Consider the following 24,867-nt stretch of genomic DNA (forward strand, 5'->3'; position numbering starts at 1 on the left):
GAAGTCAAAAAAATCTAACCCGCAGCTTTGAATCTTTATTGTTTAATAACAAACGTGAAAGCTATAGCGGAAAATACCAATCAAGAACTCTAATATGCCCGGGAAATCAAACTATATGTGCCGAGACCTCAGCAGATAGAGCGGAATAACAACAAGGGTGATAAAAACAGGTAACCCACTACAAGCTAACCATTCCAGATACCACTCGCCTCATACAAAGGAAGGCCGCATGGTAGCGACCTTTCGACTTCGGTTGTTGGCATACGTTGTTAGGGATACTTTTACAAAGCCCCAGACTAAACATTCTCGCGTGATTTAAACCTCAAATTAAGTACCACCGTTAAGAGTTACCGAAATATTGAGAAAACACGTCAATATTTAAGTCAGAGTCTGGTAGGAGATACCCCTTTTCATAGGAGTGATGATACAGGTCTATTAAGCTTGGGAAATCACGTTCATTCATACCGCCGTTATCAGTAATCATTTGGACATAATAAGGCAGATTACTCGGTGTGAAGTTCCCTGCCTCAATACCTGCATGCTGATAACCAAACGTATGAGTTAACTCATGTAAAAGCAAAGGTGCGGATTGATTCATCGGTGAATTATCTAACTGATTGGGAGCAAAATACATATTAGGAGCACCTACGCCTCCATAAGCATTACCCCCGGAGATTTTATTATATGCATACAAATTATAATGCCCATCCGACTTTGCCAGCGCATTAAAAACAACCTGTTTAAATCCTCGGTAATTATTAGGTATCACATCGGCCCCATTAAGCCCCCCGACAAAGGTGGAAGCTTTCAGGCAGGATAACTGGCTATTAAAACGATGCTTGAATTTAGGGGAGTTAATAACGAAAGCAACTCGGCCCAATATCTTTTTTGTTCTTAAGAGCGACTGTTGCCCCCAGTTGATAGGCGACTCCATCCCGGTGCTAGGGGGTGGTGTTGCTGAGCGAAAGTTCCATTGCATATCAACCAACAAGTTATCTTTTTGTTCTGCAACCGCTCTAGCATCAGCTTGAGAATGACTTAATAAATATTCAATATCATCATCCATGACCCCCAAGTGAGATAATTTCTCCTTAATTTCAGCCAGGGTTAACGGTATTAAGTTCGTTGCACCAGATACAGGAGCAGTTGCATCACTCTGCAATTCCATAATTTATCCTTCCTCAATTAGCCCGTTTAACAACGGGGATTTACTAACATTCCAAACATCTTATGAAACCTAAGATGCGACAATAGAATACTAGTTGCATAATATTTGCATGACAAATCAATTGTTATTATAGGTGTGAAAGGTTGCATAATAATTCTCGATGTGAGCTGATAATGAAATGGTCGTCCTAGAGTGAAATGCCAGCTCATGGAAAAGCCAATACATAAATTGATCAGATTAAAATCAATAGGATAAGTCACACACCACTATCCAGTGACGCCCCCTTAAATTACACAGCAAACAAAGTTGGTTATAACTGCAAACCAAGGAATGCCCCAGAGCGTGATTTCTGGGGCAAAACACTTCTTTTAAATTCAGGGAATTATGAAAGAAAAGCCAAGACTGGTTTTTCTTTTAACCGCCACATCTGTTGCCTTTTCTAAAATAGGCTAACAGAACAGTCGCAATGCTTATGCCAAGGACTTGAAAATGTAGCCCTTGAGTAGTTATTGGATTTTTATTATTGGATCGACAACCAGTTCAGCTATCGGGACCGATATTAAAGACCCCTCGTAGTTAAATGAAGTCGACAGCAACATCAGGGCAATATCGTAACTGACTGTGGTTCCGGGGGTTCCCTCCAGGCAGCACTGCAAGCAATAAGCTTGTTGAGTCGACACTTCAACTCCCGCCACCAGTTTGGTTGGATCTACGGCCCCACTGGCATAGTAAAACTGGACATTCTTGCGCTCTAAATTCCTGAACTCATTAGGCGGCATGGTGCTAGAGCCGGGTTTGTCAACGCTGGAGATAACAGCCTGAATATGTGAATTTGGTTTTATTGAGTGTCCCCACCAGATAATTTTGTCACCATTTTCGGCCGATAACATAAGATTGTAGATATTATTTAGCTGTAACTCACCTGCATCTTTATCAATCCACTCATAATCCTCGCGGTATACCTTATAGCCGATGGTGCTGTCTTTGCTTGAAACAAGACGTGTGTAGTTGGGTAAGACCGAAGTGTCGTAATATCCAAACTTTTTCGGAGCCAATTCTCCCTTTTTAATCCGAATCAAAACGGCTTCAAGCTCTTCACTCATGTACTTTGAGGTTACGTCAACACCATCGTAATAATTGATTAGCTGAGCTCTGTAGTCGTTGATAAATCCACTAACATCTATTGATGCAAAAACATTTCTAACAGCCATTTTTAAATTCCTTTTATTTATTAATGTTACAAGCTGTATCATTGCTTATAACAACTAATTAAAAGCCCTTTCTAATGCTTTTACTAGAGTGCATATTTAGACTTTTTGTTAAGGTCCTGAACGAATCATGTTTCCACCTCCAACGCTCACGTACTAATGACTCTGATATCTCTACCGCCTCGCTATACCAGTAATACTCAACAAGCCTAGTATCCATATGGCGTACAAATGTTGACCAATACCTAAAAAATGAAGAACGGTTGCTAATTGGAAAATGTCTGGTCATCCGACGCATGGTATCGACACGCAACGGCTGTCAGATTTTCCCACCAGTGATGATCCCTCTCGACTTCATCCTTTTTAACAACAAAACCAAGCAGGTTCAGGTATAGATAACGCTCACTGGGTAGGTCAAGAATTGCGGAGTAGTTAACAGTTGGTTTCGGATAGGGAAATACGGTTAAGATAAAATTAAGTTGCCATAAATGGCCATTTATAAACCATTTGGTTAGTAATAAAATAAAATGATTTAATGACTGGATAATTCATGCATGAATATGAAATGAAAATTGCGAAGGCAATTTATCAAACAGCAATAAAATATGATAGAGACCTATCACAAGAAGCCGATGAAGGGATCTTCTTCATGCCAGAACTTGCGTTCGTGTTCCAATGCGGACTTGAAATCATGCGAAAACGGAACAGTATATTTGGCAACAGCAAAGTTGAATGGCTTAGAGAGATAAATCTTGGGAACGGAGGACCATGCGATCATGCATTTATCATCAATGACTCACACAAGATAGTATTGGAGTTTAAACTTCGCAACACATCCACATCTTACCTGCGTGATATAGAAAAATTAAGCAAGCTTTCACCAGTTTCACATACACGACTATTTTGCGCCCTTATTGATGTCTTTCAGGAACAACCACAAGATGACAGGCTAGTTTATCTTGATACGCATTCTCCAACACCTATCAAAAAGATCTTTTGCAGTTCTTTCCCAACAAAGACGAGTTATTATCAAAAACCAATATCTTGTCAGGTCATGGTTTGGAAATTATAGGATAAAAGAGATTGAGAAATGATAAGTAAATTGGGATATGAGTTTTGAGTTTCAAAATAAAACGGAACTTGTTGCCACTAACTAGACAGCTCTTTGGATACTGATTCCATGATCCGAAAAAAAGCTGCCTTTTTCTCATCAGGAACAGAGCTAATAAGCCTTTTCCAATCCGACACAAGCTCGCCATCACCAAGACCATAAAAATAAGTAATCGGTTTTTGGGTAACTTCAGCAATTCGCATCAGACGATCGGCTCTAGGACAAACCTTACCATTTTCCATATCAAGGTATGTCTGACGGGCCAGATTCAGAGCTTTTGCCATCTTCTGCTGAGACAATCCAGAGTCAAGACGAGCAAGCCTGATGTATTCGGAAAAAGACACAACATTCACCACATAATTATAAACAATGGAACAGCGTACGATAATACACTTTTGACCTTGATAATAAAATACTCACAGATGTTATCTGGAATTTTCACATAGTGCCAGTAAGTTATGTTACTTACTAGCACGGTCATTTGTGACCATAATCACACTCTGTTTAGCTTAACTTAAATACATTGCTAATGCTGAGCGCAAAGTAATAAGGAAATTTCATGAACGACAAAAATAAGGCAAGCAGAGATATAATATAACAGACAGGCCTAACGCATTACCTTATATAGATGGCAGCCTTTCAATTTTATGCTTCGGATATAAACAAGAGAAAAAATTCAAAAGGCTAGAAGGTTTTATTCCTCACTTAAAAAAGATTAGCCAACCTTGAAGAAGATAGTATTGATTTAACAAACTTTGAAAGAAGCGATCTGACTTATATAGTTGAGGAGATAAAGCGGTTGAAAATGATTTTTCTAAAGAGGAAAAGATTTACTTAAAAAAATGCTTTTTTAACACCATTAACGAAAAGGGAAATCTAGGATTAGATTGAAAAATACATTTTATTTCAGATATTTAAAATAAAATCATTTAGAGATATCGATTCAAATCCAACCAAGAACACTTCAAATACGACAAAAAGAAAAAGTAACCTGCCAATATTCATCTAGGTTCACTTACGTGCCTCAACAGACGAGCAGAACACCAAGCGCACAAAAAACACACTGAATACTTTTGTTGTTGAACATGATCAGCTGATTGCCAGGTATTATTAATAATTAAGCCGCTTCCTTTAAGGGAAGCGGCTTTGATTTTATTTCGTCTTTAAACCTGATGTTAGTTACGTCTTAAGCTATCGCGCCCTTGCCGTTAGTCACATCAGACCATGCCGTTGTCACGGCAACACGTGCCTTGCTGTCCAGGTTGTCGATGAAGCCATTGTCACCAGCCTGAGGTGCAAAGCTGCTCATCGCCTGTACCAAAGCATCGACAGCGTTATCAGACAGAGCAGTGTATTCACGCTCACCGGCTGCATCTTTCTCGCCCATACCGATAACCAAATCTGCACGATTACCGTTGAAGTAATCAGCAAAGGTCACTGAGCCGACGCTTTCGAACTTAGCCTGATCCGTCTCAGCTTCCGGCTCACGCAGGACCGACAGCTTCAGATCATAACCGCTGCGTTCGAACCACAGGTTCTGCCAGTCAACACCGTTGAAGACGATATTGTCTTCACTGCGGATATCTTCAACCAGGTTGTCAATGACGTTACCACTGACAATGAAACTGTCAACATCTTCGCCACCCTTGAAGGTGTTCTGGTAACCGCCCAGCACCATCAGATCACGGCCCTGGCCGCCATCAAACTGACTGAACTTAGATATCGCAGCCGCAATCAGGTGATCATCACCCTCACCGCCGTTCAATACCGCATGGTAGCCCATCAGCTTGATAACATCGTTGCCTGCGCTGCCGTTGACACGGTTATAGTTACCAAAGACATTAGCAAAGTCGTTACCACCACCCAGTTCAACCTGGTTATTATTACCAATCGTCACTGAGTAGTCCTGATCTTCGCCGGTATCAACGCGGTTGAAGTTACCGGATGTCACGACATAATCACGGCCGCTACCGGTGTTGATTTCACCGCCTTCACCGAACACAAATGACTGGTCGTCACCTGCGCCCATAAAGACGTGGTTGATACGTCCGGCAACCACCGCTGTATCATTACCGTCACCGCCGAACATCATGTTTTCACGGCCCATCAGCACACCCATGTCATTACCTTCACCGCCGGTGAAGATATTAGATGTACCGGTAGCGTAATAAACATCATCACCGCGACCACCCCAGAAGTTGTTGTTATCCCCCAGGTACGCTCCCAGATCCTTGCCGTCACCACCCCAGTTGAAGTTGTAGTTACCCAACGAGACATTGATGTCGCCATCGCCTTGCAAGTGACCGCTGTTTCGAAGGAAGTCAAATGTCTGCTCCTTCATATTCAGCAGATCTGCCGTCAGGTTGTCTTTCAGGTTTTCAACCAGTGACTTCATCTCCGTTTGCTTGTCCTGACTGAAGATGGTCGCAAACAGGTTCGGCAGGTTCAGGGCATTAAAGCCGAATGCGCGTTCCTGTTTCGTACTGTCAGCAGAAGCAACCTTTTCACCAGCAGCCTGTTCAACACCGGCATTTGCACCATTCACAGACACAGAAGATTTATCTTCTTCCTCTTCCGGTGCTTTTTCTTTCAGGCCATGGCTTTCTGCAAACGACTTAATGCCATCCGCACCCATGTCGATACCAGATTTCAGGCTGTCCAGCAGCTTAGTCGGATCCGTGAAGGCCTGAAGCTGATCGCCACTGAACTCGCCAATCACTTCCAGCATTTCCTTCAGGATCGCCACGCCGTCAACCGACTCACCATTTCGGGATACAATATGACCGCCAGCGGTGTAATCCACACCGAAGATATCACCCAGTGTGGTCTCAGCACCGACACCAGCCAGTTTACCCAGCAACTTGTTCTTCAGCTGACGAGGCAGATCCTGCGGGTTATAGGTAAAGGTTGTTTTCGCCTGACCGGTTGCCGAGAACTGCTGTGTCATCAGGCCGAAAAGCGAACCCAGGTTGGTGTCCAGAATCGACTGGATATTGTCACCGAACATGAAGTTCCAGTTACCCGTAGTTACCTGGATATCGGCCCCCTGACCACCAACAGCAAAGTTAAATGCCAGCTTCTCGTTTGCCTGGCGGAACTTGTCGGCCCGGCTCATCTTACTGGTGTCACTGTTACTGTTGCCGCTCAGCCACTTGTTGTATTGTTTGTTCAGCGTAGCCTCAGCGTCATGCTTCAGACCACGGCTGCTGCGTTCATTGTGCGAGTCCAGCTCAACCAGCGAGGTATAATCCACGCTACTGCTCTGATCCAGGCCAGACATATCCTTAACGAACTTCTTCGCACCGGACAACGTCCATTGCTTCTCCTGAGCAGCCAGCCAGTCCTGCCCTTCACCGGAGCGGGCAATCCCCTGCAGTACACCGGAGATACGTGATGCACCATCAAACGGGTTGACCAATGGAGGTGTCGGAATCGACTTATCCATCATCACGATCAGATCGTTACTGCGGCCCATATTGAAGCTGACATTGCGGTTACCGATGAACATCTGGGCACCTTCCAGAGCCTGATAACCGGCCATGTCGAAGCTATGTTTACTATCGCCGTTACCAACATGAACCATCACATTGTTGTCACCAAATGCCAATGATTTAAAGCCACCGGTACCAACCTTGATACCCACATTCGATGTACCCCAGTTAACAGCGGTGAATTCACCGTCCCCCACATTCACCTGGATGTTGCCGGAGTAACTCAAATGACGGTCAGAGCCATTTGATGAGGCGGTGTCTATACTATTTTTACGTTTTTCAGGCGCGGTAAAGACATCACCGTTATCACCGATTGCACCACGGGCTGGTGCTTCGCTATCGCTCTGGCCAACGCGGGCAAGGTCAACATCACCTTCGGCAATGCCGTTACGGATCGCCTCAATATGAGTAACCACTTCACCCTGCTCGTTCCAGCTCAGCACGACTTTGTTCGCTGCCACTTTGTGAGCCCACTGTTCGTTAGCATCACGTGTATGCTTGCGACCTGTCGAATCAACAGCCACATCAGAACTGCGTGCAGAAACATCACTTCGGATACCATTGGCATCCATAGCTGTGATAAAGCGGTTACCAAAACCCTTCTGCTTATCATCACTAACCAGTGAACAACCGACAATACTGATGTGATCCGGTTTAGCGGTAATATTTTCAGCCTGGCTGAAATCCTGGTTAAACTTAACCAGCTTCTCCGCCAATTCATCTGCACTGTAACCACTCAAACGGGTGTTATTAGTTTCAGACTCATCACGGCCGTGACCCACTACCTGCCAGCGCAGCTTGCCGGACAACTTAGACGGTTCACCGTAAACCACACGGTATTTACCGTCCGCATCAAGCTGAACTACCACACTGTTTTCAGGGTGCTTACCAGCCAAACGAGCTGCAGCTTTCGCTGCCACCTGATCGTTTTCCGTCTGGATAATGATCTGACCATCAAAACGGGTTTCACCACCATCGGCCTGTGGTGAAACGGCAACCCGGGCCCAATCATCTACATTGCGTTTACGAATATCATCATTACTACTGCTTAGTCCATTATCTAAATCGATCGCATTCGACGCTTTTTTCGACTTCAAAATGTCGGCAACATCGGCACTATCGAAAGAGGACTTCACATCTTCATGTAGAGTGGAAGTATCCTGATTGATAGCTAAACCAATCTTGTTGCCGTCAAATAGGCTATGCACACTTTCACCGACTTTAAAATCTTCCGTATATTTAGCAACAATATGCAGATTCTTGTCTGTCTTCTTGATCGCCTCTATACGTATATGGGAGCCCGGTTTTAATAAAACCTCTGCCTGATTCAATTGCGCAAGGCCGGCAACATTGGTGCCTTTCGCGTCCAGAATCGTTAGCATCACTGTCCCTTTTCCACCACGGAAGTCTTTAGCCAGCTCTGCACTGGTCGATGTGGAACAGAAGCCTTTCTCGCCAATCAGTTGCCCTGGTGCAATACGACTCTCCAACTCCGCTAAACTTACACCTGGCATAAACGCACGGTAAACAGTTCCTTCAAACGTGTCTAACTTGCTCATACCTTTAACAGCATCAACAGAGTTGTCTTTCACGAAATATTGAAGTTTCTCGTTCTTCCTCAGTGACTCGTTTACATATTGGAAGCCTTCACTGGTATACCATTTAATACCTTTAATTTCGGCGTCATTTAAATTACCTTTGGCAACAATATCTTCACCAGCTTTCCTTCCATCAAGCAACTCTTGATTGTACCGCTCCTTATTGAACGGTTCCTCTTGTTCCATTAGAGCATTCAGGCTTGCTTCACTGATGTATTTCGTGCCGTCATCAAGCTGCTTAACATCCACTGTTGGCGTCTTATCATCGGCCGCCATCAAGATATTAGAAATAACTGTCGCCGCTAAATCAGGCCGTGTTTTAGCCAAGTCAGCAATGTCGCTTCTTAATGCTCCGGCTGATCCACTGTACAAACTTTCTGATAGTTGCTCTTGGAAGCGCTTCAGTGCAGAATTCCGTCCTGAAGTCTCATGTTTAGCAACGTAAGCATCGATAAGGTTATTCAAGTTCAAAGCAACTTCAATCTGCTTCAACCCTGTTGAGGTATGCAATAGCTCCACCTGATCGAGGATCTTCTGGTAAGACTCTCCGATTGGTTTCGCGAACACTTGGGCCTCTTTCTTCAGCTCATCCTTACTGATTACTTGTGAAAAATCGAGGCCTGGTTTACTAACGCGATCCAATTTATCCGCAGCATCTTGAGTTGACTGGCTTTGACCATCAATTTCAGCTTTAACCGGACGGTTCTTTGAACCAAGAGATTCAAGTTCATCTTGATCGACATCAGAATTGACACCATTAAGCTTCTTCACCAACTCATCCCTTGCATCTAGGAAGGCATGTGACAGTTTCTCTTCTTTGGTAAACAAAGGCTTATCTAAGCCAGCATTCCACTTGTCATTGAGTGATGCTCGGTAACTCGCATTAATCGCCACCTGCTGGAAGTTAGAAAACTCCTGCGGGTTACGGATAACGACGGCACCCTGCTCATTCACATTGAAATAAGTCTGGATTGAACCCTTACCTTCACCCAAACCATCTTCTTCGAAAAAGCTCTTTGGTACAAAGAAGGTCGCCGGGAAGTTATCCGCCATTACAGCATAAGGGTTTGCATCATCAGCACCATGGTGAACCATTTCCAGACCGTTCGTTCTGCCCAGACCAGTATTGATCACATCCTTAAGCTCTTTCAGGCGATCGCTCACAATACCAAGGCTCGCCCCGTCCTTCTTGTTGTAAAGCGCTTCATTGTTATAAAGCTCTTTGTACTTAGGCGTTAAGTCTTCGTAGGTAACTGACTCTTTCCACTGTTCCCATGTTAATGGCTGCTTAACCTTATCCTTCGGACCTAAATCACCATAAGGATGCATCACAGTCAGCAGGTCATAGTCTGCTGTCATCGGCTGCTTCGATACCGGATCACCAATCACTTTGAACGGTGCCAGTTCGCCATCCTTCAAGTAATTAACCTGCCACAGCTCTTTGCCGTCAACCGTTACTTTATTCAGGAAGAAAGATACTGTCTGGTCACCATTGGTCGCAGTTGTTTTATACATACCGCTTTCTGCATCAAGCTCAGGTGTCGTCAATGAATGGTATTTTGATACCAGGTCATCAACCCGACGTTGATTCAGATACAGATCCGCACTTACCGCATTACCGGACTGAATAGATTGCTCGGCATAACCGTTAAACTTCGCAAGGTCTCTTCTTGCCGATGCTTTCGCAAACGACTGATCAACAGGAATGAAGCCGGACATTGGCCCCCAATCTGAACTTTTCGCCTTAACAAACAGCCCCTTACTGCTGTACATCTTAGAGTCGATCAAAGACTTAGACTTCTCATCGACAGGACGAACACCAATAATGACATTTTCCCGATCTGCAATTTTCGCCAACACTTCCTGATCAGCTTCAGGCATACCCAGCTCAATCGATTCTGGTTGTTTGATTGGCTCTAGAACTAAATCACGTGACTGATAGTTTTTCTCGGTTTTATCTGTTCTAGCTGCATCATCTATGACGTTATGATGTTCTTCAAAACGACTTGCAGCATTCTCGCCCACCAAATTTTCCACCGCTTTTTTCGGCTTCAAAATGTCGGCAACATCGGCACTATCGAAAGAGGACTTCACATCTTCATGTAGAGTGGAAGTATCCTGATTGATAGCTAAACCAATCTTGTTGCCGTCAAATAGGCTATGCACACTTTCACCGACTTTAAAATCTTCCGTATATTTAGCAACAATATGCAGATTCTTGTCTGTCTTCTTGATCGCCTCTATACGTATATGGGAGCCCGGTTTTAATAAAACCTCTGCCTGATTCAATTGCGCAAGGCCGGCAACATTGGTGCCTTTCGCGTCCAGAATCGTTAGCATCACTGTCCCTTTTCCACCACGGAAGTCTTTAGCCAGCTCTGCACTGGTCGATGTGGAACAGAAGCCTTTCTCGCCAATCAGTTGCCCTGGTGCAATACGACTCTCCAACTCCGCTAAACTTACACCTGGCATAAACGCACGGTAAACAGTTCCTTCAAACGTGTCTAACTTGCTCATACCTTTAACAGCATCAACAGAGTTGTCTTTCACGAAATATTGAAGTTTCTCGTTCTTCCTCAGTGACTCGTTTACATATTGGAAGCCTTCACTGGTATACCATTTAATACCTTTAATTTCGGCGTCATTTAAATTACCTTTGGCAACAATATCTTCACCAGCTTTCCTTCCATCAAGCAACTCTTGATTGTACCGCTCCTTATTGAACGGTTCCTCTTGTTCCATTAGAGCATTCAGGCTTGCTTCACTGATGTATTTCGTGCCGTCATCAAGCTGCTTAACATCCACTGTTGGCGTCTTATCATCGGCTGCCATCAAGATATTAGAAATAACTGTCGCCGCTAAATCAGGCCGTGTTTTAGCCAAGTCAGCAATGTCGCTTCTTAATGCTCCGGCTGATCCACTGTACAAACTTTCTGATAGTTGCTCTTGGAAGCGCTTCAGTGCAGAATTCCGTCCTGAAGTCTCATGTTTAGCAACGTAAGCATCGATAAGGTTATTCAAGTTCAAAGCAACTTCAATCTGCTTCAACCCTGTTGAGGTATGCAATAGCTCCACCTGATCGAGGATCTTCTGGTAAGACTCTCCGATTGGTTTCGCGAACACCTTGGCTTTCTTTTGCAACCCATCCTTACTGGATACCTGTGAAAAATCACGAACTAGTTGATGTTGGCTATCATGCTCAAACTTAGCAGCAGCGTTAACCTCACCTAACCCTTCCAGATTGACACCTGACACCTGGATTTCTTTACGGCGAACATCCTGTGAACCATGCTTAGCTGAAGCAGCGACCTTATTATCAGTTGCTTTCGTAAACATAGATGTAATGGAAGCACCGGTATTCTTGGCCCGAACGCCAGCATTGATTTGCAAGCGATTGACAGCCTGTGTCGCACCATCCAAAGCATCCTGTTCTTCATCGGTCAAACCTTCGCTAAACCGGCCGTCTGCTCGTGTTTGCCCCTCTGCATCAACATGACTTGTTGTGTCAGCTTCCGCATGACCTTGGTACTGCTTGCCAGATAAACCGCTACCTGACGCGCCTTCACGATCAGGACGATCCCCTTCATTTTTCTTCGACCCTTCAGCATCTGCTTGGGCCTGAGACGCTTCACTCTCAGCGGCCAATTTATCTTGTTCGCCACGGGAACGAGCATCATCAGAGGCACAACGTGCTTCATTTTCAGCAGCCTTCGCTCGGTTTTGCTGTGCGAGCGCCTCAGCTTTACGATTATTAGCCTCAACCTTCGCATCAGTAATATCTTGCTCAGCTCCGGCGCGATTTTGCTCGCCTTTTGCCACGCCCGCTTCAGATTTCGCCACAGAATCTTTAACGTCATCCTTACTTTCAGCAATCTGCTGCTGTGACTTGGTCAAATACTCGCTTGTTTTAGCTTTAGACTGATCAAGTTGCGCCTCGACATCATCAAGAATGCCTCCGGCAAAATGTTCCCGCCACGAGTTACCAGATTCGCCCCGGTACACCTTATGTCCATCGAGCTTATCAAGCCCTTGGGTCATTGCGGTTAACTCTTCTGTAACGGCATCAGATTCACCTTTCACCGCCGCTCTCTGCACCTGACCATTGCTAGCCAATGCTTCCTGATCGGTCGATTCCAGCTGAGCTTGTGATCCTGAAACAGCCGCTAATTGCTTCTCTTTTTCCTGTTCCAAGCGCTGGCGATCCGCTTCTGCCTGAGCTTTGTCGCCCATTGCGTTTTGCGCCGCTTCATTTTGCTCGGCATGTTCACCAACTGCGTTGGTCTGCATTGACATCTCGGATTTGGCAACCACATTATCCAAGATATAGCCCACGCCATTGCTAAGGCCTGTGCCTTTGAATTCAATTCGGTTACTGCCAGCCTGTGCTGTCAGTTTTAATGTTTTGTGCTGCCAAGAGGCATCATCATCAGAAGAGGAGAAAACAACATCACCGTTCCAAAGAACCTCGAAACCTTCGTTGTTCGTAATTGCTTCATGATCTCGATTTGCAAAATCAAAACTCAAGGAGATAAGCTCCCCTTTAGTCAGATTCGATAAGTCTTGGTACAAGCTTGTATTGCCCGCGACATCCAGCTCACTAACCCGTGAACCATGTCCATCGTCACTGTTGCCATAACATGCGGCAGCATAAGATGCTTCAATCCCGTTTGTTGCCCCCCAACCATGACCACCTTGTTCAAAATCACCATTGACGATCAAATTCGGACTCTGCGTTGTATCAGATGCTTCATCAACATCCAGATCATTTTGCATGGCATCCAAATCAGGGGTTTCAACATCACTGACACCGCCAACCAGATTATCGCCTAAGTCTGTTCCAACCTCTTCGATTTCATCCATCTGGAATCCATCAAGCTTAGTAATTTCCGGGGTTGCAATTGCGCCACGGCCTTTGCGGGTACCTGACGAGGATGCATCGTCACCATGAACCAAATAGTTAATCGCCTGGCTACCACCTACGCCCAATACGGTTTGTTTAATCGTATCGAAGAGCGAAGACAGCTTATTGCTCTTAGTATTGCTGGAAGCCACCGCCAGGCTGTAGAAATCACCGTTACCAATCTTGATAGCGACGTTATTTTGCGCATAAGAGGCATTAATACCCAGACCATCTCCGACATGGATATTAACGTTGGCCTTACCTTTCATCACAGCGACATTGAGGCCATCGCCCACTTTGGTGTTGACGTTATACTTGCCCCAAGCCACATTCACGGAAATACCATCACCGACTTTGGTGTTAATGTTGGCATCACCGTAAGTGGCCGTCACACTTAAACCATTACCGACTGTGGTAACGATGTTTGCTTTACCTTTTGCGGCAGTAACCTGCATACCATCGCCGACCTTAGTCACGATGTTGCCTTTACTCCACAGCGCATTAAAACTGTCACCGTTACCCACCTGAGTAACAATGTTAGCTTCGCCTTTAGCCAGAACGACATTACGTCCATCACCAACTTTGGTGATGACATTCGCCTTACCCCAGGCACCGGTATAATCATTACCGTCACCGATGTGGGTAATGATATTTGCCTTACCATGGACAACGGACACTTCCTGGCCATCACCCACCTTGGTAATCAAGTTAGCTTCACCCTTGGCAAAGTTATAACGATCGCCCTCACCGACATGAGTAAAGACGTTGGCGTTACCCCAACCAGCATTCACACCTAAACCGTCACCCACTTTTGTGATGATATTGGCCTTACCTTTGGCAAACCCCAGAGTCATACCATCACCAACATGGGTCATCACATTACCGATGTCTGATAACAACAATCCAACCGTGGTTCCATCACCGACCTTAGTCAGGATGTTACCTTTACCGGCAAGCACCGCTGCAGTGGTAGCATCACCCACGTGTGTAACCACGTTCGCTTTAGCTGCCGCAACTACCCCCATAAAGTCGTCACCGACCTTGGTTACGATATTTGCTTCGCCTAGCGCCAGCACCCCCGTCAGTCCATCGCCGACATGGGTCATGATGTTTGCTTTTCCGAACATCGCTGCCAACGTTGTTCCATCGCCAACTTTAGTCATGATATTGGCTTTACCGGCGAACAAACCAATGCTGGTCCCATCACCGACATGGGTAAAGATATTAGCAGTACCGACCATTAGGCCAGCCGTCAGTTCATTACCCACTTTAGTCAGGATATTCGCTTTACCGACCATTGCCGCAAATGTATTGCCGTCACCGATGTGAGTAAAAATATTTGCTGCACCGACCATTGCCGCCATCGTAGTTCCGTTACCGATCTTGGTCGCAATATTGCCTTTAGCTACCATCAAAGCGACTGACAGGCCATCACCAATATGGGTATAGACGTTAGCAGCGGCAACCATCAAAGCAAGAGCATTACCGTCACCGACTTTGGTAAAGACATTACCCACACCGCCCATCAGAGCCCAGGCATCCCCTTCACCGACATGGGTGAAAATATTACCGCCACCAACCATGGCCGCAATAGAAGTACCATCACCGACTTTAGTAAAGATATTGCCAACAGCTCCCATTACCCCAATGGTCTGACCGTCACCGACATGAGTGAGCACGTTACCAACACCCAACATCACGCCTGTTGTATTGCCGTGGCCTACTTTTGTCAGGATATTCGCTCCACCCAGCATCACACCAGTTGTAGAACCATCACCAACATGGGTCATGACATTGGCACCACCGCCCATGACAGCCAGCGAGTTACCCTTGCCCTTTTTAGTCAGGATATTGGCACCGCCTAATGCTATCGCTGTGGTATCAGACGATTCCATGTCATCGCTAATATGGGTAATGATATTCGCACCGCCAAGCATGCCGGAGATCAGATCACCATTACCAAATTTAGTCAGCACATTTGCGCCACCAACCAGAGCTGAAGCAACATCGCCTTTACCGACATGGGTCATCACATTGAACCCACCTGCCGCAAGCCACATTGCATTACCGCTGCCAACCTGGGTATGAGTGTTGTAGCCGCCAAGCATCACAACTCGACTATCACCGTTACCCTTGTGAACAGAGATATTGCCATACGCCAGCAAGTTCGCTAAATACTGCCCATCACCGATACGCACCAACACGTTAACCGCACCGCCAGCATACACATCCATCTTACCTTTCTGGCTTTGATGAACCAGTACGTTGGCAAGACCTGCGCCACGGAACGTTAAATCACCTTCCAACCCACTTTTAACAACGACATTGGCACCACCACCTCCTTCGAAGTCGGTATTACCATACTTTGAGCTGTGCAAAATAACGTTGGCAATGCCGCCACCGTCAAAGTTAACATCACCTCTGGTTACACTCGAACGGATAACATTCGCTGCACCGCCACCTTCAAAGTTCACATCACCGGAACTTTCACCACTAGAGGTAGAAGGGGTAAACAACGCCTGATCACTATATTCTTCTGTATGCGCTAAACGCTGGGACGAACTACGAACGCCAGTAACCGAGTAATGGTGATCGCTAAGTGAATAACCTCCGACAGCCTTTGGATGATAACCATTGACAGCAGAGATATTTTCATTCGCCAAGTCAGCAGTATGATCCCCTGGCTTGTACCATGATTCAGCATAGTACTTAAGTGCACCGGACTCTGACTCATTCGCCAACTGAACGACAACGATCTTGGTATAGACCCCATCAAATTTGCCATACACGTAAGTATTTTTACTACGGTTGGATTTCACTGCTGAGACGTCAAAAGTCGACCTATTGTAGTCAATTCCATGCCCACCCATTTTGGCATCAGATAACGTGACATCATCTGCATTAATGTGGGCACCACCTGCATATGGACGCCACTCATATTCAGTCAAATCATCCACCACACCTTCAGTTGTAAAAGTTTTGCGGTGTTCAATAGTGAGATTAGACAGACGATAAGCGCCATTGATGTTAACGGCATTAAAACCAGATGCAGATGAGATATCCTGGTTGGCAAGATCCGTTAAATGGTTACCTTCTTTATACCAGGCTGTAGAGTAGTACGTTAACTTGCCGGTTTGAGGGTCATTGCGCAACTGCACTTTATTTATTTTGGTATAAGTGCTGTCAGCAAAGGCGAAGAGGTAAGTGTTTGGTTCACGGTTTGATTTAATCCCCGTCACCAACTGAGACTCTAGGATCCATGAGCCCCCCATCGTCGCCCGGGTTAACACTATCTCTTCAGCTTGAGCTGTAGCTAGAGCTAGAGCTATGCCCGAAGACTCACTGTCAGCCCCCTGACGGGTAATATCATTGTACCCGCCAGCACCGGCAAAATTAATGTTACCGTGAGCAACATCAGAGTGAATATTGTTATATCCACCAAAGCCCTCGAAACGGATATTGCCTCGAGTAGCGGCATATTCGTCCTGGTGGTTGCGGGTACGCTTTATTGAGTTATACCCCCCGGCGCCACTGACACTGATGTCACCACTTTGTCCGACGCGCTCGATGTCGTTATAAAATCCAGCTCCCTTAAATACAATATTGCCAGCCGCAACTCGTGAGCTAATGATGTTTGAAGCTCCGCCGCCGTCAAAAGTAACATCACCGCCTGACCCCTGGTATTGATCAAGCCAGGTTCGGTCTAGCTTATTGCCAGCCCCTGCACCTTTAAACGAGAGATTACCGTGATTGGTTTCATGCCACAGTGCGTTATAACCACCAAGACCGTTAAATGAAACATTGCCACTTTGTCCTTTACGAGTTAACTCGTTGTAAGCGGCACCACCATCAAACTCCAGATCACCGTGGTCACCGATATGGTCGATAACGGATGCAACAGAAGCTTGTCCCACGACAATATTGCCATTGCCCGTTTTATCGACAGATAAACTGCCGGAAGCACCATAAACGCCTAAATTACCATCAGTATCAGTAACATCGATGCCGCCAGCAGCACCATAAACATTATCGTTACCGGAACCGGTATAGATATCGACGTAAAATCCGCCGGTTACAATTTCATCATTACCACCATAGGCATTAATGGTACCGCCCACTCCTAAGGCGACAAGGGTATTATCACCATCATCCCCCTCCATTCTTCCCGTAAAGAAGAACTCAAGACTCCTGCCAACCCCTTCAATGAAATTCTTAACATCTTTTTGAAAGAAGTTCTTAACATCGTTCTCAAAGAAGCTTTTGATTTCATTGTTTTCGAAAAATTTCTTAACATCATGTTCAAAGAAGCCAGCAACATCATCTTCGAAAAATTTCTTAACATCATGCTCAAAGAAGCCAGCAACATCATCTTCGAAAAAGCCGGCGACATCGTCTTCAAAAAAATTCTTAACATCATGCTCAAAGAAGCCAGCAACATCATCTTCGAAAAAGCCAGCGACATCATCTTCAAAGAAGCCTGCTACGTCATCTTCGAAAAAGTCGACGAAATCACCTTCGAAAAAGTCTACAACGTCACCCATAATATTCCTTATAAACCCTTAAATTAGAAAAGACTGCGCAACTCGCACTAACCTTCTGTTTTTAAAATCAATTTTTACTCTGAAGGTACTTGCCCGTTGTCCTCTATAAGGCTTTAAAATTCGGTTACGTAAATCCTCCACAACCTCCTGGACATGCCCGTGAGGTGCTATCAGCTCAGGAATGAAAACATGATTTCCCGACTGCCAGTCTGAGTGAATGATTTGACGTCCTTCGTTTAAAATTTCTTCTTTATTTTGTTCAGACAAAAACGCCCAATTGCAAAATGCAATTGGACGACTATTTTCTGATTCGTAATAACTGAACTGATTTAACTCAATAGAACGAACAATCCTCTGATACCACTGTGCGACGGTATATTTTTTATGGAGTGGAGAATATTGACTTAACAACATTACCCCAACTACAACCTTATGGAGTTCTTCTTTATTAATTTCAGATGTATCAACTCTAACAACCATTAAAGTACCACTTTATTTTTTTGCTTTTGTTGTTCGCTTACTTGTTGTCTTTTTTTCTACTACATTTTGAGTATCACCTTTGTTTTCTACGGCTTTTGAATCTTCACCAACAGATAAAAAACCAGCAGCTACAAGCTTTTCAAACTCAGCTTCCATACGCGGATCTTCCAGCATATTTTTAATCATCGACACCATGTACATGAAGCCAGAAGCAGGCATGTGAACAACTTGCTTAAATTCCAGTTCATTATCATTTTCAGCCATAATGCCATTAGCCATGTTTTTTTGATTTTGGCCAACAAAGTACAGTGAAAAAACACCCTTGTTATAGTTGACGCTAGAAACACTTTGTACAAATTTCTCAGACATAATTGACTACCTTATAAAATACAATGAATATGACATCATCTTCGATACCGTTTCTTTATTTTTCTGTTGCAACAGAAAAAAAGCCGAAAGATATTACGCTCCTTTCAACCAAGAAACAAAGTAAAAAGCCTTAAACTTTTATCTCATTAAAAACATCAACTTATAATAGATTAATTACTCTAATGCTGAAAAATTGACGCTTTTAAAATGAGGTTAAAACAATGAAAAATCACACTTTGTTCATTTTTATTTTTTACAATTGAACTTATATTACACGAGTGTTAGCATCGCTCACCCAGTTAATACTAGAACATCTAACAATGAAGCAAAATGAAAGACTAACGTTATTATGTATAAAGGTTTATTTAAGCATCACAGAGAATAAGCCACATAACAAAAGTCATGAAAAGGCTTTATCTCATCATGAGAAAGTTGTTTATAAAGATGAGCTAAGAAAAATGGAAAAAGAGCATAATGTTAGAATTTCAACCAAGACAGTTACATTTAAAAAACTCGATAAAATAAAAACACCAGCAATCATTTTTGATAATCAGGGTACACCTTTCATTTTAGCCAAAACTAATAAAGAAAAATGTTTAATACAAAAGGCTAATAAAGATAAGCCGGAAGTTTTGCCGTACGATGAACTGTCTTCCAACTGGAACGGAAAATGGCTTGATATAAAACAGTCACAATCCCGGTTTGATATTCGCTGGTTTATTCCTGAGTTTCTGAAACATAAAAGACTATTAAGTGAAATCTTTTTATTTTCCTTTGTATTACAGATCCTGGCACTGATTTCACCGCTGTTTTTTCAGGTAGTCATGGATAAGGTGCTGGTTCACCAGGCGTGGTCAACCCTGGATGTATTAGTGTTCGGCTTGGTTGTCACCGGCATTATCGAAGTACTGCTTCGCGGCCTTCGTGAATACCAGTATGCCCACACCGCGAACCGGATTGATATCCAGCTCGGCCTGAAACTGGTCAAACACCTGTTCGGCCTGCCGCTGCTGTTTTTCAAATCCCGCCAGGTCGGGGCCATCGTTACCCGTGTACGCGAACTCGATACGGTGCGGGAATTTCTGACCGGCTCAATGTTCACCCTGACGGTCGAACTGCTGTTCATGTTCGTTTTCGTCTACGTAATGAGCCTGTTGTCAGGCACGCTAACCTGGCTGTTTGTGGCGACAGTGCCCCTTTATGCCCTAATGGCCTGGTGGCTGACACCACGTATGCAGGCGGCCGTCGAAAAACAGTTTACCCATGCCGCCGCCAATACCTCATTTTTGACCGAAACCGTTGCCGGCAGTGAGACCGTCAAAAGCCTGGCTGTCGAGCCGAGGTTTGTCCGCCGCTGGGATGAGCAAACAGAGAAAATGGTCACGACCGGATACGCAGTCCAGCAACTGAATAACCGCTCAAACCATATTGTCCAGCTACTGCAGAAAGTCACCAGTGTCGCCATCCTATGGCTGGGCGCAACAGAAGTGCTGTCATTACAGATGACCATCGGCCAGCTGATTGCGTTCAATATGATGACCAACCATATTGCGCAGCCCCTGTCACGAATGGTTGAGCTGTGGGGCCAGTTTATCCAGACCCGGGTCGCGGTTGAAAAGCTCGGTGACATGCTCAACCTGCCGCCGGAACAACATACCGGCAGCGATAAGGTCACGCTGCATGGGGCGATTTCATTTAAAGACATCGTGTTCCGCTATCAGCCGGACATCCCGCCGACCATCAACGGCCTGTCTCTGGATATCCGCGCCGGGGAAACCCTGGGGGTAGTCGGCACCTCCGGCTCAGGCAAAAGTACCCTGGCCAGATTGCTGCTGCGGCTCTACAGCCCGGAGCAGGGGCAAGTGACCGTCGACGGTATCCCGCTGAATCAAATCAGCGTCCACCAACTCAGGCAACAGATCGGTGTCGTGCTACAGGAGAATTTCCTGTTTAACAAAACCGTCAGCGAAAACATCGCCCAGTCTCGTCCACAAGCCAGCCTGGAAGAGATCATTGAAGCCGCAAAGCTTTCAGGTGCACATGAGTTCATTCTCAAACTGCCGATGGGTTATGACACCGTACTGGCAGAAGGCGGTCAGTCGCTGTCCGGTGGCCAACGACAGCGACTGGCGATTGCCCGTACCCTGCTTTCCGATCCAAGGGTGCTGATCCTCGATGAAGCCACCAGTGCGCTGGATGATGAATCCCAGGCGCTGATCCAATCCAATATGGCCGACATTGCCAAAGGGCGTACCGTGATCACCATTGCCCACAGGCTCTCTACCGTCCGGGACTGCGATCGGATCATAGTGCTTCATCAGGGCAATATTATCGAACAGGGCAGCCATCAGCAGCTGCTGGAACATGGCAAACAGTACAAACAGTTATGGCAGCTACAGCAGGAACTGAAACAGGAGGAACCCACGGCATGATCAAAGTAATCAAGCGCCTTACGGGCAAATTCAAAAAAGGCAAAAACACTGAGCCGCATTACGAGTTCCTGCCGTCACATCTGGCGTTGTCGCAACGTCCCCCTTCGCCATTTGCCCGCATCACGGCAATATCACTCAGCCTTGGGGTCATTGCAGCCTTGGTTTGGGCTTACTGGGGCAAACTGGATGTCCAGGCCACCGCCACCGGCCGCCTGGTGGTTTCCGGCCGCTCCCAGGTGATTCAGTCCTATGAACAAAGCCGGGTTATCGGCATCCATGTTAAAGACGGTCAGCGGGTAGAAAAAGGGATGCCGTTGCTGACCCTGGATACCCTGGGCGTTAACCAGGATATCTCACGCCTGATCACCCAGTCCGAGTTCCAGACAAACGAACTGCTTCGTTATCGGGCACTGCTAAGCGACCAGCCGCTGGCGGAAGATGGCATGTTCACCGCCTTGCCGGAGCAACAACAGGCGCTGATCCGCGAAAACTACCTGAGCGAAAAGCGCGAGTTTGAAGCCACCCTTGCCAGCATCAGTGCTGAAATGCAGGTCAACCGGACCTCGCAAGCCGCACGCCAGAGTGACATCAATGCCCTGACCGGCCTGACTGAAAACATCAGCCAGCGACTGGCAGCCCGCAAGACCCTAAACCAGGTCAAAGTCATTGGTAAAGTGGAATACCTTGAGCAGGAAAAAGAGCTGCTGGAAGCACAACGCCAGGTTGCGCAGCAGCAGGCTGAGCTGGATGTCCTGAAATCCCAGTACCGCAGCCTCAAAGAGAAACTGGCCGGCTTCTTAGCGCAAAAGCAGCGGGAATGGCTGGAAAAGCGCAGGCAGGCCAAGCTGCAACTGACCGCCCTGAGCCAGGAGCTGTCGAAAGTCCGTGAACGCGAACAACTGGAAATCATCCGTTCACCGGTTGACGGCACCGTTCAACAGCTTAGCGTCTACACCCTGGGTGCCGTCCTGCAGCCGGCGCAAAACCTGATGATCATCGTCCCGGAAAATGCGGTACAGCAAGCCGAGGTGCAAATCCTCAACAAGGATGTCGGCTTTATCTACCCGGGCCAGCAGGTCACTATCAAGGTTGATGCCTTCCCGTACACCCGCTACGGCACCATTGACGCCGAGCTGCTCAGCGTCTCCCGCGATTCCACCACCGATGAACGCCTGGGGTTGGTATTCCCGGCACAAGTTCAGCTCAAAACCAACAACATCCTGGTTGACGGTCAGGCTGTCGAACTGACTCCGGGCATGTCGGTTGTCGCAGAGATCAAAACCGACAAGCGGCGGGTTATCGACTACCTGCTGAGCCCGATCCGCGAATACCAGGCTGAAGCGCTGAGGGAGAAGTAACCGTGGACATGATCTTACCAACAGGCGCACCGGCAAATGGGGATGAAGCCGCCGTGCAACAGGACAATCACGCCATCGATGCTGTGGTTTATGCCGGGCAGCACTTTCATAAGAAATCGACCAACTCTCAGCTCAGGCACGCCCTGGGGGTTAACCACCCCGGCCTGAGTGATGCGGAGCTGAGGGAAGCAGCGGATTTCATCGGACTGAAAAGCCAAATCACGACGGTCAGTGCCTGCGATATCATTACGCTGCCCCTGCCCGCCCTGGTGGAAACCGGTAAGGGCTGGAAGGTGATCACCGATGTCAACGACAACGGCTGGACCTTATATGATCCGACCAGCCAAGCCAAACAAGAACAGCCTCTGGCTACAGATAACCGCCACCTGAGTTACAAGGTCGTACTACTGGCGGATGAAGAAATCGACAGCAAAGAAGTCAAATTCGGCCTGAGCTGGTTTGCGCCATCCATTCTGCGCCAGAAAAGCCAGCTGCGGGATGTTTTCCTGTATGCCATCGCCCTGCAGGTGTTTGCGCTGGTCAGCCCGATGCTGTTTGAAAATGTCATCGACAAGGTCCTGGTCGGCCGCAGCCTGTCGAGCCTGCATGTCCTTGCGCTGGCCATGCTGGCACTGGCAATTACTGAGCCTGCATACAGCTACCTGCGTAATACCGTCTTCGGTCACCTCGCCAGCCAGGTCAATGCCGAACTGTCCGGCCGCTTATACCGTCACCTGGTCGGCCTGCCGCTGACTTACTTCAAGCAGCGCCAGACTGGGCAGATCATCGCCCGGGTTCGCGAAATGGCCCAGATCCGCCAGTTCCTGACCGGCTCAACCCTGATGCTGTTGCTCGATCTGATCTTCGTCACTGTCTTTCTTGCCGTGATGTTCCACTACGCCCGTTCACTGACCTGGCTGGTACTCGGATCCCTGATGATCTACTTTGTGCTCTGGCTGATCGCCGGACCGGTTATCCGCAAGAAAGTCGAATCCGAATATGAGACCGATGCCAATGCCACCAGCTTCCTGACCGAAGCGGTGACCGGGATCGAAACAATCAAGACCACCGCTACCGAGCACCGTTTTTTACAGCAGTGGCAGCGCATCCTGAGCCAGCAGCTAAACCGCAGTTTCGATGCTCAGAAATCCGGCCTGATCGCCGGCCAGGGCATTGCGCTGATCCAGAAACTCACTGCCGCCCTGCTGCTTTGGTGGGGCGTCAGCGAAGTGCTTAACGGCGAGCTGTCACCGGGCCAGCTGGTTGCCTTCAATATGCTGGCCGGCCACGTTACCCAGCCGGTACTGCGCCTGGCCCAGATCTGGCAGGATTTTCAACATACGCTGATCGCCCTGCGCCGGGTCGGCGATATTCTTGATGAGCCAAGAGAAAACAGCAAACAGGGGCTGGCATCAGTGCCGGAACTTCAGGGCGGCATTGAATTCAGCAACATCCGCTTCCGCTACCACGAAGATGCGCCGGAAGTATTAGCCAACCTGTCACTGACCATTGAACCGGGGCAGTTTATCGGGATCACCGGACCGTCAGGCTCTGGCAAAAGTACCCTGACCCGTCTGTTGCAACGCTTGTACGTTCCCCAGCACGGACAGGTACTGGTTGACGGGATGGATCTCGCCATCGCCGATCCGGTTTCCCTGCGCCGGAACATGAGTGTGGTCTTGCAGGAAAGTATCCTGTTTTCCGGCAGCGTGGCGGATAACATTCGCCTTTGCAAACCACAAGCCTCGGATGATGAAGTCCGTCATGCCGCCGAACTGGCTGGCGCACTGGAATTTATTGAAGGGCTTGCCCACGGCTTCAACCACCCGGTCGGGGAAAAAGGTGCCGCCCTGTCAGGCGGACAGCGCCAGCGCATTGCCCTAGCCCGTGCACTGCTGGTAAACCCGAGGATTTTGCTGCTTGATGAAGCCACCTCAGCACTCGATTACAGTTCAGAGGCGGCGATTATGGCCAACATGGATGAAATCTGCCGCGAGCGAACCGTCATCAGTATCGCCCATCGCCTCAATACAATTCGTCACGCTGATAAAATCATTGTCCTTGATAAAGGTCAGGTCAGCGAAAGTGGTACCCATGAAGAGCTGCTGGAAAAAGACGGACTGTACGCCAAGCTCTGGCACCAGCAAGTAGGTACTGAATCAACTCATAAATAACCAAACAAGACATTCAAAAGTCGATATATCTAAGGAG

General features: G+C 46.8%; 10 protein-coding genes and 1 pseudogene. 4 read left to right on the forward strand and 7 right to left on the reverse strand.

The genetic code is table 11. The annotated features are described in order from the left end of the window. Positions 1–340: 340 nt before the first annotated feature. The gene (locus AACQ93_RS25330) at positions 341–1,168 is read right to left on the reverse strand and encodes a hypothetical protein (protein WP_064609903.1); all 828 of its coding nucleotides are present in this window, start codon (positions 1,166–1,168) and stop codon (positions 341–343) included. A 506-nt stretch (positions 1,169–1,674) separates the two neighbouring features. Further along, complete coding sequence (locus tag AACQ93_RS25335; RefSeq protein ID WP_064609905.1) at positions 1,675–2,379, reverse strand: AidA/PixA family protein; 705 nt, start codon at positions 2,377–2,379, stop codon at positions 1,675–1,677. 547 nt (positions 2,380–2,926) lie between these two features. On the opposite strand from AACQ93_RS25335, the gene AACQ93_RS25340 reads away from it, so the two are divergent. Continuing rightward, positions 2,927–3,448, forward strand: a complete 522-nt coding sequence (locus AACQ93_RS25340) for a hypothetical protein (RefSeq protein ID WP_064609906.1) — start codon at positions 2,927–2,929, stop codon at positions 3,446–3,448. Positions 3,449–3,525: 77 nt separating this feature from the next. Here the strand turns inward: AACQ93_RS25340 and AACQ93_RS25345 are convergent, their stop codons facing one another. From AACQ93_RS25345 to rtxH, 5 genes and pseudogenes are all read right to left on the reverse strand, one after another. Next, positions 3,526–3,831 (reverse strand): helix-turn-helix transcriptional regulator, encoded by a 306-nt coding sequence (locus AACQ93_RS25345; RefSeq protein WP_198160304.1) that lies wholly within the window; start codon positions 3,829–3,831, stop codon positions 3,526–3,528. A gap of 842 nt (positions 3,832–4,673) precedes the next feature. Continuing rightward, positions 4,674–8,852: a C80 family cysteine peptidase gene (locus tag AACQ93_RS25515; protein WP_369808757.1), complete on the reverse strand. Its 4,179-nt coding sequence runs from the start codon at positions 8,850–8,852 to the stop codon at positions 4,674–4,676. Positions 8,853–9,005: 153 nt separating this feature from the next. Beyond that, positions 9,006–18,017 (reverse strand): annotated as a pseudogene (gene rtxA / locus AACQ93_RS25350) (MARTX multifunctional-autoprocessing repeats-in-toxin holotoxin RtxA); the annotation flags it as partial. Positions 18,018–18,035: 18 nt separating this feature from the next. After that, complete coding sequence (locus AACQ93_RS25355; RefSeq protein ID WP_064609909.1) at positions 18,036–18,497, reverse strand: toxin-activating lysine-acyltransferase; 462 nt, start codon at positions 18,495–18,497, stop codon at positions 18,036–18,038. A gap of 12 nt (positions 18,498–18,509) precedes the next feature. Next, complete coding sequence (gene rtxH, locus AACQ93_RS25360) at positions 18,510–18,866, reverse strand: protein RtxH (RefSeq protein WP_064609911.1); 357 nt, start codon at positions 18,864–18,866, stop codon at positions 18,510–18,512. Between the two features lie 320 nt (positions 18,867–19,186). Here rtxH and AACQ93_RS25365 point away from each other — a divergent pair, with 320 nt between their 5' ends. Genes AACQ93_RS25365 through AACQ93_RS25375 form a run of 3 tightly spaced genes read left to right on the forward strand, consistent with a single transcriptional unit; the run spans position 19,187 to position 24,830 of the window. Further along, positions 19,187–21,298 carry a peptidase domain-containing ABC transporter gene (locus AACQ93_RS25365; RefSeq protein WP_064609913.1) on the forward strand — a complete coding sequence of 704 codons (2,112 nt, stop codon included), beginning with the start codon at positions 19,187–19,189 and terminating at the stop codon, positions 21,296–21,298. Then, the gene (locus AACQ93_RS25370; protein WP_064609915.1) at positions 21,295–22,656 is read left to right on the forward strand and encodes an HlyD family type I secretion periplasmic adaptor subunit; all 1,362 of its coding nucleotides are present in this window, start codon (positions 21,295–21,297) and stop codon (positions 22,654–22,656) included. Before AACQ93_RS25365 ends, AACQ93_RS25370 begins: the two co-directional genes overlap by 4 nt. Positions 22,657–22,664: 8 nt before the next feature. Beyond that, on the forward strand, positions 22,665–24,830 hold the full coding sequence (locus AACQ93_RS25375; RefSeq protein WP_064609936.1) for a type I secretion system permease/ATPase: 2,166 nt from the start codon (positions 22,665–22,667) through the stop codon (positions 24,828–24,830). Positions 24,831–24,867 lie beyond the last annotated feature (37 nt).

This window comes from Photobacterium sp. J15 (genome assembly GCF_963870815.1).
In the GTDB taxonomy this organism is placed as follows: Bacteria; Pseudomonadota; Gammaproteobacteria; order Enterobacterales; family Vibrionaceae; genus Photobacterium; species Photobacterium marinum.